The organism is Bacillus sp. EB106-04-04-XG123 (assembly GCF_058791855.1).
Window position 1 is genome coordinate 569,151 of sequence record NZ_JBYTDZ010000002.1, and the last position, 15,666, is coordinate 584,816.

The 15,666-nt window shown below is 39.2% G+C and carries 15 protein-coding genes; 1 reads left to right on the plus strand and 14 read right to left on the minus strand.

Annotated features, from left to right (window positions below; all coding sequences use genetic code 11):
* Positions 1 to 103: 103 nt before the first annotated feature.
* The 5 genes from glpX to AC3WTB_RS08330 form a co-directional block, all read right to left on the minus strand.
* Positions 104 to 1,069, minus strand: a complete 966-nt coding sequence (gene glpX / locus AC3WTB_RS08310; protein WP_012011567.1) for a class II fructose-bisphosphatase — start codon at positions 1,067 to 1,069, stop codon at positions 104 to 106.
* Positions 1,070 to 1,101: 32 nt separating this feature from the next.
* Positions 1,102 to 2,391 (minus strand): UDP-N-acetylglucosamine 1-carboxyvinyltransferase, encoded by a 1,290-nt coding sequence (murA, locus tag AC3WTB_RS08315; RefSeq protein ID WP_024423746.1) that lies wholly within the window; start codon positions 2,389 to 2,391, stop codon positions 1,102 to 1,104.
* Positions 2,392 to 2,638: 247 nt separating this feature from the next.
* On the minus strand, positions 2,639 to 3,277 hold the full coding sequence (fsa, locus tag AC3WTB_RS08320) for a fructose-6-phosphate aldolase (RefSeq protein WP_039182147.1): 639 nt from the start codon (positions 3,275 to 3,277) through the stop codon (positions 2,639 to 2,641).
* A gap of 111 nt (positions 3,278 to 3,388) precedes the next feature.
* The gene (locus tag AC3WTB_RS08325) at positions 3,389 to 4,246 is read right to left on the minus strand and encodes a class II fructose-bisphosphate aldolase (protein WP_024423748.1); all 858 of its coding nucleotides are present in this window, start codon (positions 4,244 to 4,246) and stop codon (positions 3,389 to 3,391) included.
* Positions 4,247 to 4,424: 178 nt separating this feature from the next.
* Entirely contained in the window at positions 4,425 to 4,799 is a 375-nt protein-coding gene (locus tag AC3WTB_RS08330; protein ID WP_003214681.1) for a response regulator, read from the minus strand.
* 180 nt (positions 4,800 to 4,979) lie between these two features.
* Here AC3WTB_RS08330 and AC3WTB_RS08335 point away from each other — a divergent pair, with 180 nt between their 5' ends.
* Entirely contained in the window at positions 4,980 to 5,510 is a 531-nt protein-coding gene (locus AC3WTB_RS08335; RefSeq protein ID WP_047202558.1) for a DUF2529 domain-containing protein, read from the plus strand.
* Positions 5,511 to 5,550: 40 nt separating this feature from the next.
* Here AC3WTB_RS08335 and pyrG read toward each other — a convergent pair whose 3' ends face one another.
* The 9 genes from pyrG to AC3WTB_RS08380 form a co-directional block, all read right to left on the minus strand.
* Positions 5,551 to 7,158 (minus strand): glutamine hydrolyzing CTP synthase, encoded by a 1,608-nt coding sequence (gene pyrG / locus AC3WTB_RS08340; RefSeq protein WP_039182151.1) that lies wholly within the window; start codon positions 7,156 to 7,158, stop codon positions 5,551 to 5,553.
* A 239-nt stretch (positions 7,159 to 7,397) separates the two neighbouring features.
* Positions 7,398 to 7,937: a DNA-directed RNA polymerase subunit delta gene (gene rpoE, locus AC3WTB_RS08345; RefSeq protein WP_064498795.1), complete on the minus strand. Its 540-nt coding sequence runs from the start codon at positions 7,935 to 7,937 to the stop codon at positions 7,398 to 7,400.
* Between the two features lie 436 nt (positions 7,938 to 8,373).
* Positions 8,374 to 8,877: a hypothetical protein gene (locus AC3WTB_RS08350; protein ID WP_064498796.1), complete on the minus strand. Its 504-nt coding sequence runs from the start codon at positions 8,875 to 8,877 to the stop codon at positions 8,374 to 8,376.
* Positions 8,856 to 9,470, minus strand: coding sequence for an ATP-binding cassette domain-containing protein (locus tag AC3WTB_RS08355; RefSeq protein ID WP_492333578.1), 615 nt, complete (start codon positions 9,468 to 9,470; stop codon positions 8,856 to 8,858). The genes AC3WTB_RS08350 and AC3WTB_RS08355 overlap by 22 nt, the downstream gene beginning before the upstream one ends.
* A gap of 30 nt (positions 9,471 to 9,500) precedes the next feature.
* Positions 9,501 to 10,031, minus strand: coding sequence for a stage II sporulation protein M (locus tag AC3WTB_RS08360; RefSeq protein WP_064498798.1), 531 nt, complete (start codon positions 10,029 to 10,031; stop codon positions 9,501 to 9,503).
* Positions 10,032 to 11,186: 1,155 nt separating this feature from the next.
* Complete coding sequence (locus AC3WTB_RS08365; RefSeq protein ID WP_186307903.1) at positions 11,187 to 11,351, minus strand: hypothetical protein; 165 nt, start codon at positions 11,349 to 11,351, stop codon at positions 11,187 to 11,189.
* A gap of 161 nt (positions 11,352 to 11,512) precedes the next feature.
* Positions 11,513 to 11,803: an uberolysin/carnocyclin family circular bacteriocin gene (locus AC3WTB_RS08370; protein ID WP_064498800.1), complete on the minus strand. Its 291-nt coding sequence runs from the start codon at positions 11,801 to 11,803 to the stop codon at positions 11,513 to 11,515.
* 1,586 nt (positions 11,804 to 13,389) lie between these two features.
* Complete coding sequence (locus AC3WTB_RS08375; protein ID WP_492333579.1) at positions 13,390 to 14,532, minus strand: acyl-CoA dehydrogenase; 1,143 nt, start codon at positions 14,530 to 14,532, stop codon at positions 13,390 to 13,392.
* A 16-nt stretch (positions 14,533 to 14,548) separates the two neighbouring features.
* Positions 14,549 to 15,661 carry an acyl-CoA dehydrogenase family protein gene (locus tag AC3WTB_RS08380; protein ID WP_492031113.1) on the minus strand — a complete coding sequence of 371 codons (1,113 nt, stop codon included), beginning with the start codon at positions 15,659 to 15,661 and terminating at the stop codon, positions 14,549 to 14,551.
* Positions 15,662 to 15,666: the final 5 nt, after the last annotated feature.

Consider the following 15,666-nt stretch of genomic DNA (forward strand, 5'->3'; position numbering starts at 1 on the left):
TCTTTAGTTTTACCTCATTTGCAGAGAATATTCAACTTTAAAAAGAAAATGATATACATTTGACACCTATATGAAAAGCGGGTAATGAATACCCGCTTTCAGATTACGGACGAATGACAAGATTCGGTTTTTTCTTTAAGCTGTGTCTGCCGTCTACGAAACGAACTGTACCCGATTTCGCACGCATGACAACACTATGCGTTGTTCCAACAGAGCCTTTGAATTGAACACCTTTAAGTAATTCCCCGTCTGTTACACCTGTCGCTGCAAAAATGGCGTCATCTCCTTTTACGAGATCTTCCATTCTGAGGACTTTACCAACATCCAGCCCCATTTTCTCACAGCGTCTTAATTCTTCTTCACTTTGAGGAAGAAGCTTACCATGAATTTCACCACCAAGTGCCTTTAATGCAACAGCAGAAAGGACACCCTCAGGCGCTCCGCCTGAACCAAATAGAATATCAACACCTGTGTGATCAAATGCTGTATTAATGGCTCCTGCAACGTCACCATCATCGATCAGTTTAATTCTTGCTCCTGCTTCTCTCAGTTCAGCAATAATTTTTTCATGTCGATCTCTGTTTAAAATCGTTGCAACCACATCTTCAATATCTTTGTTTTTCGCTTTTGCAACAGCGCGAAGATTATCAATGACAGGCGCTTCAATATCGATGCAGCCTACCGCTTCTGGACCTACTGCGATCTTATCCATGTACATATCAGGTGCATTCAGCAGGTTGCCATGATCTGCAACTGCAATGACAGCTAAGGCATTCCAGCCGCCGCTTGCCACAATGTTTGTTCCTTCTAATGGATCAACAGCGACATCCACGCGAGGTCCATATCCGTTCCCAAGCTTTTCCCCAATATAAAGCATTGGTGCTTCGTCCATTTCTCCTTCGCCAATCACCACTGTTCCCTTCATCGGAATGGTGTCAAATACATCACGCATTGCACTTGTTGCAGCATCATCCGCTTCGTCTTTTAATCCTCTTCCCATCCAACGGGCAGATTTTAATGCAGCTGCTTCTGTCACCCGTACTAGTTCCATCGATAAACTTCTTTCCATTTTTGTCCAAATCTCCTCTCACAGTCAAAGCCTTATGAATTTTGAAGTTCTTCTATTTCTTGGTCATTCAGCTTTTCACGCCAGATGGTTGCACCCAAGCCTTCAAGCTTCTTCTCAAGCAAACTATATCCTCTGTCTATATGTTCAAGCCCTGTGATTTCGGTCACACCGTCTGCCATTAGCCCTGCGACAACAAGACAAGCTCCTGCACGCAGATCACTTGCTTTGACCTTTGCTCCTTGAAGCTGCGTTTGTCCGGTAATAATAGCGGATCTTCCTTCGACCTTCATGTTTGCACCCATTCGGCGCAATTCGTCAATGTGCTTAAAGCGAGCTGAGTAGATCGTATCTGTGACCACACTCGTGCCTTTCGCTTTTGTTAACAGCGCCGTCATCGGCTGTTGAAGGTCAGTCGGAAAGCCCGGATACACAAGGGTTTTGATATCGACAGGCTTGAGTCCTTCGTTTCTGCCAACGATCAGCATCTGATCGTTGCTCGTTTCAATGGTGAACCCCATTTCTCTAAGTTTCGCCGTAATTGATTCTAAATGAGTTGGGATCACATTATCAAGTACAACTTCATCTCCCATCGCTGCACCAGCTATTAAAAATGTTCCTGCTTCGATGCGGTCAGGGATGATTGAATGCTTACAGCCATGAAGGGATTCTACACCTTCGATTCGAATGACATCGGTCCCCGCACCTTTGATTTTGGCACCCATGCTTGCAAGCAGTGTCGCTACATCAATAATTTCGGGTTCCTTTGCAGCATTTTCAATCACGGTTTTTCCTTCAGCCAGTACGGCTGCCAGCATGATGTTGATTGTCGCACCTACACTGACAACATCAAGATAAATCCGGGCTCCGACTAATTTTTCAGCGCGCAAATAAATCGCACCCTGCTCGTTTGTCACCTCGGCTCCGAGTGCTTCAAAGCCTTTGATATGCTGATCAATCGGTCTAGGTCCTAAGTGACATCCTCCTGGCAGTCCGATGACAGCCTGCTTGAATCTTCCCAGCATGGCTCCCATTAAATAATAGGATGCACGCAGTTTCTTCACTTTTCCATTAGGAAGCGGCATACTGATCATGGAAACAGGATTAACAACCATTTCACCTTTTTCAAAAGTGACCTTTCCGCCAATTTCTTCTAACAGATCTCGCAATGTGTCGATATCTGATATATGCGGAAGGCCTTCAATGGTTACTGGAGAATCAGCGAGAATCGTGGCAGGAATCAGTGCCACAGCACTATTTTTCGCACCACTAATATGTACGGTCCCGCGCAAGGGATCACCGCCGGCAATGTTTAACTTTTCCATATTTGTCTCCCTTCTTAAAGAAGATCACTGTTGGAGTTATACTGTTTGTGGATGTCGCGCTTTAAAAGGTCTTGTCCAAAATTTAGCCAATATCAAGAGAAAGAATACAGGTTAAACGAAATTTGTCGGAAGAAAAATAATCGAAGCTTTGCGAGGCTGTGATGTTCTCTTCTTTGCACAAAACATTTCTTAGCGTTTATAAGGAAAACTGCGGCAAACGAGAGACGACCCCGCCTGCCACAATCATTTATTTATTCCAGTCTGCTAAAAATTGCTCAATGCCTGCATCCGTTAATGGGTGTTTCGTCAGCTGCTTGATGACTTTCAGCGGCATTGTGCCGATATGAGCACCTCTAAGCGCAGCTTCTGTCACATGCTGCGGGTGACGAATGGATGCAGCAATGATTTGTGTATCTAATCCATGAACATCAAAAATAGTTTTCACTTCGCTGATGAGATCAAGACCATTTTGGCCAATATCATCTAGGCGGCCAAGGAATGGAGAAACATACGTCGCACCAGCTCTAGCTGCAAGAAGTGCCTGGTTTGCACTAAAAATCAATGTGACGTTTGTTTTAATTCCAAGGTCCGTTAATGCTTTAACAGCTTTAAGGCCATCTGTAGTCATTGGAATTTTGACCGTGATATTTGGTGCGATAGCAGCAAGCTCTTTTCCTTCTTCAATCATTTCCTCTGCTTTTAGGGAAATCACTTCTGCACTGACAGAGCCTGATACCACGTCAGTGATTTCGCGAAGGCGGTCGTGGAATGATACGTTCTTTTCTTTCGCTACTAAACTAGGGTTTGTTGTGACGCCTGCTAAAATGCCAAGCTCGTGCGCCTCTTTGATGTCTTCAATATTCGCTGTATCTACGAAAAATAACATAACTGTGCCACTCTCCTATCAATAAATTGTCTGAAATGTAAATTTGATTGCGCTTTCTCGAGATATGGAGAAAACCGCCTGTGACTCAGGCGGCTTTCGGTTCTCATCAAATTATGCTTGGTTAGAAGAACCAAATTCGCGCATTTTGCCGATAACAGTCGCTTTAATTGCGTCACGAGCTGGTCCAAGATATTTACGTGGATCATACTCTTCTGTTTTTGCAGCAAGTGTTTCGCGTACTGCTTTCGCAGAAGCAATTTGGTTTTCAGTGTTTACATTGATTTTTGCTGTACCAAGTGAAATTGCACGCTTGATGTCAGCAGTTGGGATACCTGTTCCGCCGTGAAGAACAAGTGGAAGACCAGTTGTTTTACCGATTTCTTCCATTTCAGCGAAACCAAGGTTTGGTTCACCTTTGTATGGACCATGTACTGAACCTAATGCAGGTGCAAGGCAGTCAATACCAGTGCGTTCTACAAGCTCTTGGCACTCTTTTGGATCAGCATAAATAACGCCCTCAGCGATGACGTCATCTTCTTGCCCACCAACAGTTCCAAGTTCAGCTTCAACAGACACACCATGGAAATGTGCAAGTTCAACAACTTTCGCAGTTGTTTCCACATTCTCATCAAATGGGTGGTGAGAAGCATCGATCATGACAGAAGTAAATCCTGCATGAATCGCTTTTGCACATGATTCAAAGCTTGAACCGTGATCTAAATGAATCGCAACAGGAACTGTTACATTATATTCTTCGATTAACGCTTTAACCATTGCGACAACTGTTTTGAAGCCGCCCATGTAGCGTCCTGCTCCTTCAGATACTCCTAAGATAACAGGAGATTTCTCTTCTTCAGCAGCTTGTAAAATCGCTTGCGTGAATTCTAAGTTATTTAAGTTAAACTGTCCAACAGCGTAACCTTTTTCCTTTGCGTCTTTCAACATTTCTGTCATTGAAACTAAAGGCATGATGAAAAATCCTCCCTATGTAGCTAATTTGCTTGCTAAAAAAAGCTCTCCACCCTAGCATGACCAGAATTTCTCGCCATATGTAAACTTTCAAAGTCAGATCGCTTTCTTCTTCCTTTATAGGATACCAATTATTCGACAAATCGGCAACAGAATGACTCGATTCAATCATTTCCATCTAGCCATTTGTTTCAAGCGGCAAGTATTCTTTGACAGCATCTCGGATTTCATCAATATCAAACGGCTTAGCGAAGTGCGTCAATGCACCTAGTTCTTTGGATTCTTGGATCATATCTAATTCGCCATAGGCTGTCATAATGATGACACGGATGTCTTCATCAATTAATTTCATCCGTTTTAAAATTTCGATACCATCCATTCCGGGGATTTTCATATCAAGCAGGACAAGGTTCGGTCTATGGTTTTTCACAATATCTAATGCCTGTAGTCCATTGGCAGCTTGGAAGGTTTGATAGCCTTCTTTATGAAACACTTCATTCAATAATATTCTAATACCGTACTGATCATCGACAATTAAAATTTTCTCATTCATCTGTTACACCCCATTGCTTTCATTTTTCGCCATAAAAAGAGCTGTTGTTAAATAATTCTGTTTGATTTTCACATTTCCTTTAATTATAATAGTTTACTTTACGACATTTTCTGAGCATTTTTCCTAATATTCTCTTTATATTCTATTATAAAATGATCTGACCGAAGGAGGAAATGAGTCTTGTTAAAAATTTTTACGACCCAGTTATCAGGTATTTTTTCACGTATTGGAGAAAAGCAGGCTGAAGCGATTGAGGACGGTGCACGCCTTCTTGCACAGGCTGTTGTCAGTGGACATGCCGTTTATTTTCACGGAAAGAATGAACTGGCTGCTGTCGCCCTAGAGGCATCTGAAAGCAAGGAGCCGTTTCCCGGTGCGAAAGTGCTGCCGCTCGATCAAAAGGAGCGCAGCTTACTTCAACCAAGTGACAGGGTGCTGCTATTTTATTCAGACCCAGAAGATCAGGAAATTCAATCTCTTGTTAAAGAGCTGCACGAACAAGGTACGCCCGTTGTTGGTGTAGGGCCGGCACAAAAGGAGCCGTCCACGATTGAAGAGCATTGTGATGTCCACATTGATTTTCAGCTCAAGAAACCGCTTGTGCCCGCTGAAGATGGGACAAGGTTTGGTTTTCCTGCTTTAATGACCTGCTTATACGTCTACCACGCCCTATCGTTTACTGTGAAGGAGATCGTGGAGGAATATGAATAAAAAAACTGCCGAGAAGTGATATTCTCGGCAGTTTTTTGTTTTATTTTGATTCAGATGCTTGTAGTGAAGCACCAACGAAATCTCTAAATAATGGCTGTGGTCTTGTCGGTCTTGAAACGAATTCTGGGTGGAACTGAGAAGCAAGGAACCAAGGGTGATCCTTGAGCTCGATAATTTCAACAAGACGTCCGTCTGGGCTTGTACCAGAGAAGACGAAGCCTGCTGCTTCCATTTGCTGTCTGTATTCGTTATTAAATTCGTAACGATGACGGTGGCGTTCGTAGACCACTTCGTCATTGTATGCAGCAAAAGCTTTTGAGTCTTCATTTAATTTACAAGGATATAGACCGAGACGAAGTGTTCCGCCTAGATCATCTACATCCTTCTGTTCTGGAAGAAGGTCAATGATTGGGAATGCTGTTTCAGGATCAATTTCCGCTGAATGAGCTCCCTCAAGGCCTAATACGTTTCTTGCGTATTCGATAGATGCCACTTGCATTCCTAAGCAGATTCCGAAGAATGGCACTTTGTTTTCACGGGCAAATTGTGTAGCAATGATTTTCCCTTCTACTCCGCGGTCTCCGAAGCCTCCAGGAACAATGATGCCGTCAACATCTTGTACGAAATCAGCGATATTCTCTGCTGTCACTTCTTCTGCATTGATCCATTTAATTTGAACATCTGCATCAAACGCATAACCAGCATGACGAAGTGATTCAACGACAGAAATATAAGCATCTTGCAGCTCAACATATTTCCCTACAAGACCAATTGTGACTTGTTTTGAAAGGTTTTGTACTTTATCAACAAGTGCTGTCCACTCTGTCATGTCCGCATCTTGGCAGTCAAGTTTCATATGTTCACATACTAGCTTGTCCAGCCCTTGTTTTTGTAAATCAAGCGGAATAGAGTAAAGCGTGTCTGCATCCTGACATTCGATAACAGCTTTTGTATCAATATCACAAAATAGTGCAATTTTGTCCTTCATATCTTGTGCCAATGGCATTTCCGTTCTGACCACGATGACATTTGGCTGAATACCAAGACTGCGAAGTTCTTTTACACTATGCTGTGTTGGTTTTGTTTTCAATTCACCCGCTGCACGGATGTAAGGAACGAGGGTACAATGAATGTACATCACGTTTTCACGGCCGATGTCACTCTTCATTTGACGAATGGCTTCAAGGAATGGAAGGGATTCGATATCTCCTACTGTTCCGCCGATTTCTGTAATAACCACATCTGCACCCGTTTCTTTTCCGGCACGGTACACGCGGTCTTTGATTTCATTTGTAATGTGGGGAATGACCTGTACTGTTCCACCTAAGTAGTCACCGCGGCGCTCTTTCTTCAGAACAGTAGAGTAGATTTTACCAGTTGTGACGTTGCTGTACTTATTTAAGTTAATATCAATGAAACGCTCGTAGTGACCTAAGTCAAGGTCTGTTTCAGCACCATCATCTGTGACAAAAACCTCACCGTGCTGGTATGGACTCATTGTCCCCGGGTCTACGTTGATGTATGGATCGAATTTTTGAATGGTGACATCCATCCCTCTATTTTTCAGAAGGCGGCCTAACGATGCAGCCGTGATTCCTTTTCCAAGTGAGGAAACAACTCCTCCTGTTACAAAAATATACTTTGTCATTTCGTATGCTCCTCTCTTTTTTACCCTTGCATGTCTACACATGCACAGCTTCATCCTTTTTAGAGTGTATCCCTAAATCTCTTGAAAAATAAGAAAGCTCCCTTTCAAATAAATGAAAGGGAGCGTAAATGAACGTATCTTTACGTACTCTTTTTTAGAGAGCCCAAAATACATACTACATAGTTCGCTCACGAAAGTCAAGACGGTTTTGTCCTGTTTTGAGGACCGGTATGAGAGGGTTATTTCTCTTCCTCATCATCGTCTAAATCGTCTTCATCAATCTCCGTTAAGCCGTCATCATCTTCATCATCATCTTCGTCGAAGTCTTCAATATCTTCATCGATTTCTTCATCATCGTCTAGGTCGAGATCATCGTCGTCTTCTACAAGATCAAGGTCTTCTTCAAGCTCGTCAATTTCTTCTTCCTCTTCGATTTCATCGAAGTCGTCTTCAACGACAGCTGCTTTTGATTTTTTCTTTTTCGCTTTTGTTTTCACAGCTGGCTGAACTTCTTCTTCGATTTGATCAACTGGATACCAGCTGCGAAGTCCCCATCTCTGATCACCTAACGAAATAAAGCGGCCATCTATATTTAAGTCTGTATAAAATTGAGCAAGTCGATCATCTAGATCGGATTTTTGTATTCCTTGCAAACGGACGATTTCATCTATTAACTCGGAAAACGTAATTGGTGTTTTGCTGTCTCTGAAAATTTCATAAGCAAGTTCAACTAAAGACATTTGTTTGAGCTGTTCCTGTGAGTATTCTTTCAAACTCAAGGTCAGACACTCCCTTTCTATTACATGTATGTATCCATTTATCAGTGAAATAATAAGTATTTATACCTTATTCTTACGACAAACCATACCTCTCATTATAAACAAATTAGGGGAGTTTATGCCACCTTTATCGATGTTAATTTTTGATTTTTTCATATGGTGAGCTTTAGAATCCAGTCATTTGCGTTAATTTGTTCTGATTCCTGTGTGTGATATACCTTTTGTATGTGTCGGCAATGTTAGGAATGAATACAATGAAGAAAATAGCACCTGATTGGCTATTGATTAAATGAAATGGGTGTCCATCCTATAAAAAGATACACATAAACGAGTTTAAGTCTACGTGTACTTATCAATTTTTTCTTAGATACATCTTTTCTTAACTTGCACTAATATGGTTTCCTCTTCTTCACAGATCTTGTTTATAAACTACTTATCATAGGATAGAGACAATTTCTTTTCCTAAGGATATTAAAGCATCAATGATAAACGGTGCAGCAAAGAGAATTGATGCTTTCCAGTTCTCTTTTTTGTACTGAAAAAAGAGCAAAATGAGAACCGCCCCTATGAGTGCTGTGAACATGTATAACCATAAGTTGTTTATTTGCAAAATTCCCATGCATATTACATTGATAAACATAATGAGAATCTTAGGAATCAGAGCATAAAACAACTTACTCTTAACTTCAGGAGCAAAGATCATCAATAAAAATTTACCTATTAGATACTGCACTAAAAGGCTTATTGTTGTTAGAGTTGTGGTGATGACAACAATTAGATTAAGCATCGTTTCATAGGAGATATCCTCTAACAAAGCTTTCAAATCATCTAGTTTTGAAATGTAGCCATTCAACTCAATAGCAAAAGTTACAAAATAATAATTGGCAAAAATAAAAATGACCAATGATATCAGTGATGTTATTCTTGGACGCTGTTCCATAAAAGCCTCCCATCTCCTATACTAATAATGCTGCAATTATCGTTTAAGCGTTTATTGACCATGCTATGGGAAACATAAATAATGGTTGCAATTTTTTTAATAGAAAGATTTACCAACCTTTCAGATAGCATCTCTATACTCTCTGAATCTAGAGATGACATGGTTTCATCAATTAGGATGGTTTTCCAATCTTTTACGAATAATAAAGATAACCCTACCTTCGCTTTCATACCCGTAGATGCTCTGCTATAAGAACCATCTAGGTTACCATCAAAAAAATCATTCACAATACTCATTTGTTCTTCAGTCGGCACAATTTTAAACGTATTCCACAGAATTTCTAGGTTTTCTCTAATTGTAAATGGGTGAATGCCGATAGGATCCACATTTAAATAAAGAGTCGATTCTTTGTTTGCCTCAATATCTCCAGAGTATCTCTTATCTAAACCAGCTATCATTTTAAGGAGAGTACTTTTACCTGCACCATTTCTTCCTACTAAATGAAAGAGACCTGTTGAGATTGAAAAATTCACTTTATCTAGTATGATATTGTTTTTGAACTTCTTCGTACATTCTACAAATTCTAATCCCATTTGAATCCCCTTCTCTGTCGTATAGAGTCTTCAATAAAACCATCTATGATTGATAATGATAGAAAATAATAAAGAATCATACCCTTCAATAAAAGCAGCTATTATTAGGATGACTAGCGATAGCAGATAATAAGGAATCATTTTTTTCATAACACCTAAAGCAGCTTTAATTGATTTCGTATAAATTAGTGTGAACAGCACATACTGGCTTATTCCTTGATAAAGTAACATATTTGGGAATTCTAATAGCCCATGAGGAATTAGTTTACCTAAAGCTTCTTGTGCTCCTAGCGTTCTAAAGCCCATCGTAATGACGAATGACGAACCTCCAAAATCCATTATTTGAAATAACGGCGACAACAAGAACCCCAGTAAATACATTGCAAAGTTCGTTAAGTTATGTGTCAGGACTACAGACATAAATTCCTGGCCCGAAGTTGGTGGTGCTGCTTCAAATAAATCTTTGTTGACTATATTCCCAAGATAAATCCCTGTACCTATCAGCAATATACAGTAGATAGAGTAGTACCACAGAAAATATTTCAATCTTTTATGTATCATTTTCCTCCTCTTTTCATGAAGTAATGGTAAAAATTGTAATGCATATTAGTAATAAAATCGGCAAAGAGAGTTTCAACAATGTATGTTGATAATCGTTGATTAAAAGTTCGGTTTTTCTGAAATATACAACTCCAATAAAGATTATTATAGGAATCGATAACATATTTTTAAGAATTATTGAGATATCGGAAGTGTTTATCATTACTCCGACTATTCCACACACGCTAATAAAAATGAGCACAAGACATAGTAAATAAATCGTACTAGATTTAAACCTCTCATATGGACCTACAATCAAAGAGGCTTGTAACATCTCTACTCTGGCCTTATCAAGCATAATCTCTTCCTTTTTTGACCCTATTAAGATTTCTAAGATCGTTATAAAGTTTATATAGACTAGAATTAGAGCTGGCAGGTTTTCTACTTTTGTTAAAAGAGATTGGGCAAAATAAGTAAGCACTGAAGTTAAGGTACCTATTAAGACTATTAATATTTTATTGCTGTTTATGTAAGAAAAAAATAGATATAGAATACTACCAGATCTATATTTCTTATTAGCACTTTTTAAAAATGAAAGTCCAGTTGTCATCGGTATACTATGCGAATTACTTATGTAAATATAAATAAGAAGAGATTGTACTATTTGCAGTATAATAACTGCTTCAAGAAAGGACGTTATAATATACCAAAATTGTAACAAAAGAATTATTCTGTTCATAATATTGAATAAACCAGACAATAATTGAGATGCAAATGACAGTATTATAACGACAAGAGATAGTATGATAATTAAATATTGATTTTCTATTAATAAAAAGGTTGAAGAGATTAAACAAGCAAGAAATAATTGCACTGCATATCCTTTTTTAATTGTAAAGAATAAATGCTTCAACAACAATTGATTAGAGATAAAGACCAAGCCCGGTTGTTGTCTTCTGTATGGTAATACACAACGATTGATATTAGCTGTAGCCACAATATATATTGAAATAAAAATAAAGCTGTTCAGGTAAGAGCTGGGAATCACACCGCGATAGAAAATAATCGCTACCAAAACAATAAAAGAAAAAAGAATCATCCCAATATAATTGAGGTACCCCATTATACTTCGATCATATATTTTAAATAGCCTATTTAGTGTGTGCATAAGTCACTTTAACAAGCAGCAGGTTTGGCTTTCCCTTGTTTTTTAACATCCTCATTCCCAGTACTAATACCCAAGTTTGCTGCAATTAAAGAACTTCTTCCAACAATTACAGATGCCATTGTAACTGTAAATAACAATAGCGAGAATAAGCAACTTTTTTTTGCTTTTATCATAAAATTTACCTCCTAATTAATGTTATATAATAATCTGCAATAAGCATAAAACGTTAAATTAGTTTAAAAACACCATTTATTGACCACCGTTTCACCTGACTTCAATACAATCTTGGAAAAAAAATCATCTCAATTAAGATTGAGATGATTTTTTTTTGAAATTAAAAGGCAGCAGCTTTAGCTTTTCCTTCTTTTTTAAGGATAGCCAAAATAGTAGCAGCTACACCTGAACCAATTGTTCCAACACCAGTGAACACGCCAACGATAGTAATGACAGTTGCTACTGAGGACCAAGTATCTAAGAAATTAACTACTGTAGCCGCCGTTCCAGTACTAACACCAAGATTTGCTGCAATTAAAGAACCATTACCAATCACTAAAGCTACTAATGTTACCGCAAGAAGTGACAGCGATAATAAAGCATAGAACTTAGAATCTGTTGCTTTCGTCATAATATGACCTCCTTCGATTATTTACTACTTCTTTAGTCTAACAAGAAGTAAATTACATTTCAATATTTTTTTGGAAAATTTGTAATATTTATTGAAATAGGGGTATTTATAATCAATTTTTTCAGGAATTAAGCTCAATTTCCATTTTACAGAGAACTTATGTAATGGCATAAAATGAATTGGTTCTCCAAAATCTAGTCAAAATTTCCAATAAACACTATCAAAAAATCAATTCTCTTCATATCTTTATTGTATTTAAGAAGAATATTCTGTTAATAAAATCAAGAAATAAAGGTAGCTTATCATACCTTAAAAATATAAATACCATAATGATTTAAGTCATAATAAAAGTTACCTTTCTCTAAGCGTTTAAGAGATTTGATGAATTGGCTGTGCACTCATAATCTAATAAAGGCAACAGCCTTATGATTTTACTAATAACCTCATCGAACTTGTCATTACCTATACATCACAGTTCCTTACATCTTTTGAAAAATTGTAACATTTTAGCAAATGTAAAAATCAGACTAACCCCAAAAACACAACATAAGTCCCTATATGGTATTAAAAAAGACTGAACTGGATGGAGTTATCTAGTAAAATTACACTGATTTCTCGATTTTCAAAAAAATCGAGACACTCATTATGAGCTATCTCGACTTCGGTTGACAATAGAATCAATTACTTTATTAAAGGCTTTATTTTCGTAGGTGTTACTAGATTTTAGGTTGTTTTGTATTAAGTAACTCATTGGATATCTTTTCAACTTCTTTAAATCATGCTATTCGGAAACATAAAATCTTTTCTTCATTATATGTAGTTTGAATAATATCCCTCATTTTAGAAATCCATTCTCTTTTAGAATGAAACTAATTCCTGACATTTCTTAAAATCGAAAACGCTCTTTTTATACTTTTACAAATGAGGTCGATTTTATATCTTTCTCAAGCATTGAAATGTGCTTTAATTATGTGAGGTCTAAGAGATGATGCCTCAAGTTTTACTTAAACTATATAATATTCTTTAAAATTTATGATGAAAAATTTATAGCTATACACTTTTATACTTTATCTTAATCTAAAGTTTCTGAAGTAATGAGATTACTACAGCTATGGTCAATACAATTCCTGCAAACACTAATACAATTAATTTTCTACGACTGTTTTCTTTTTGATCATTGTCTTTTTTTGAAGTCTTCGAAAGTTCTGCGGAAACCAGAATCCATATAACCATGGTTACGATTGCTAAAATGGTAGTAGTAGTGGTCATAATAACCTCCCATATTTATATTTCTTCAATTTTAACATAATTCCTCGATAATACGGATCGATACTGGAAATTATCATAAATTCAGGAAAAATTGACTACCACCTTCTATGCTGGTTTAGCTATTTCTTTAAAGATGTCTAATACTTTAGTAGTCTTTTTGCCAGTTCATATGTATCCAATACTATCTACATCGGTGAAAGGTCACTCTTAAGTTAAAGCTGTTATGCTGCTGATATAAAAATACTAAGATACTTTTAAAAATGAGTGAACTGCACCAAAACAGACCACCTCACATTCAGGTGGTCTTTGCTTGTTTTCTACATATCTAGCAGTTTCCTTGAGATGACCAGACGCTGGATTTCCTGTGTTCCTTCATAAATTTGAGTGATTTTCGCATCACGCATGTATCGTTCGACTGGGTAATCCTTTGTGTAGCCGTACCCGCCGAAGATTTGAACCGCTTCTGTCGTCACCTTCATCGCTGTATCACCGGCAAAGAGCTTGGACATGGCTGATTCCTTTCCATACGGGAGGCCTTTCGTTTCGAGCCATGCCGCCTGGTAAGTAAGCAGCCTTGATGCTTCAATCGCTGTGGCCATATCAGCCAGCTTAAAGGCGATCCCTTGCTGCTGAATAATCGGTTTGCCAAATTGTTTACGCTCCTTGGCATAATCAACCGCCGCATTAAGAGCGCCTTGAGCAATCCCAACTGCCTGTGCAGCAATGCCGTTTCTGCCGCCATCGAGCGTCATCATGGCTATTTTGAATCCTTCTCCTTCTTGACCGAGCCGGTTTCTTTCATGAATCCGGCAATCTTCAAATCGAATTTCAGTTGTTGGCGATGAGCGTATGCCCAGTTTGCTTTCCTTTTTGCCAACGGAAAAACCAGGTGTCTCTTTTTCTACAATAAAAGCAGTTGTATTTCGGGATGAAGCTCCTTGGTCTGTTACGGCAAACACAATATAATAATCTGCAATGCCTCCATTTGTAATAAAGATTTTCGCCCCGTTCAGAACATATTCACTGCCTGCCTTGACAGCCGTTGTCTTCATTCCGCCAGCATCTGAGCCTGAACCACTCTCTGTGAGCGCATATGCTCCTATCTTCTGCCCTTCTGCAAGCGGCTTTAAATAGGTCTCTTTTTGTTCATCTGTTCCAAATGTATAGATTGGCCATGAAGCAAGAGAGGTATGGGCAGACAGGGTGACGCCTGTAGAGGCGCATACTCTTGAAAGCTCCTCAACTGCTATAACGTAGGCTAAATAGTCACTGCCGATTCCGCCCACGTCTTCCGGCCAAGGGATACCCGTTAAACCAAGCTCTGCCATTTTGCGAAAAATAGATGGATCATATGTCTCTGTTTCGTCTCGCTTTGCTGCTGTTGGCTCCACTTCATTTTTCGCAAAGTCTCTCACCATTTTTTGAATCATTTCATGTTCGTCACTTAATTGGAACTGCATCGTGAGCCACCTCGTTTCATATTAGCTGTTTACAGATGACCAGCCTTTGAATTTCACTTGTTCCTTCATAGATTTCACAAATTTTCGCATCACGAAAGTAACGTTCTGCTTGATAGCGATTCGTATAACCATCCATGCCTAGCAAATGGATCACTTCTGTACTGATCTCCACCGCCGTTTTTGACGCAAATAGCTTTGCCATTGATGCTTCCTTTGTGACGGGACGATTGGCCTCTTTGAAAGAAGCCGCTTGATAGACGAGCAGTTTGGCCGCCTCAAGCTTCGCCGCCAAATCGCCCAGTCGAATGGTCGTTTCAAGACCTGCTGGATGTCGCTTTAAATAGCTGACTGCCTCGGTTAAAGCAGCTTCTGCAATGCCAAGGCTTTGAGCCGCAATTCCGATTCTCCCTGCATTTAAGCTAGACATGGCAATTTGAAAGCCTTCTCCTTCTGCACCCAGCAACTGATCTTTTGGAATCCGCACGCCATCAAAATGAAGCGTGACTGTTTTTGAACCGTGCAGTCCCATCTTTTTCTCATCTTTTCCAATCGTAAATCCCGGCGTATCTTTCTCGACAATGAACGCCGATATATTTTTTCTCGCAGAAGCCGGATCGGTCACCGCAAAGACAAGATATAGCTCTGCTTCTCCGCCGCTTGTGATAAAGATTTTCGTCCCATTTAATACATAATCGCCGCCCATCCGCTCTGCTCTTAACTGAATACTGGAGGCATCTGATCCAGCCTTTGGTTCAGTCAGACAAAAGGCGCCTAGCTTCTCTCCTGATGCAAGCAGCGGGACATAGGATTCTTTTTGTTCCTTCGTTCCAAAAGTCAAAATAGGCATCGTCACAACAGATGTATGAACGGACACAATGACACCGATGGTCGCACTCACTTTCGATAATTCATGGATTGCGATGATATACGTTGTAAAATCTGCTCCTAAGCCTTGATACGAAGCTGGTATTGGAATCCCTAGATAGCCTTGCCTTCCCATTTCACTTAAAAGGGTTTTTGGAAACCGGCCTTGTTCCATGGCTTCTACTTCAGGGAATACACGCTGGCGTGCAAATTCTGCTGTCTGTTCTCTCCAGAGACGCTGTTTATCCGTAAGCATAACATCCATCTTGA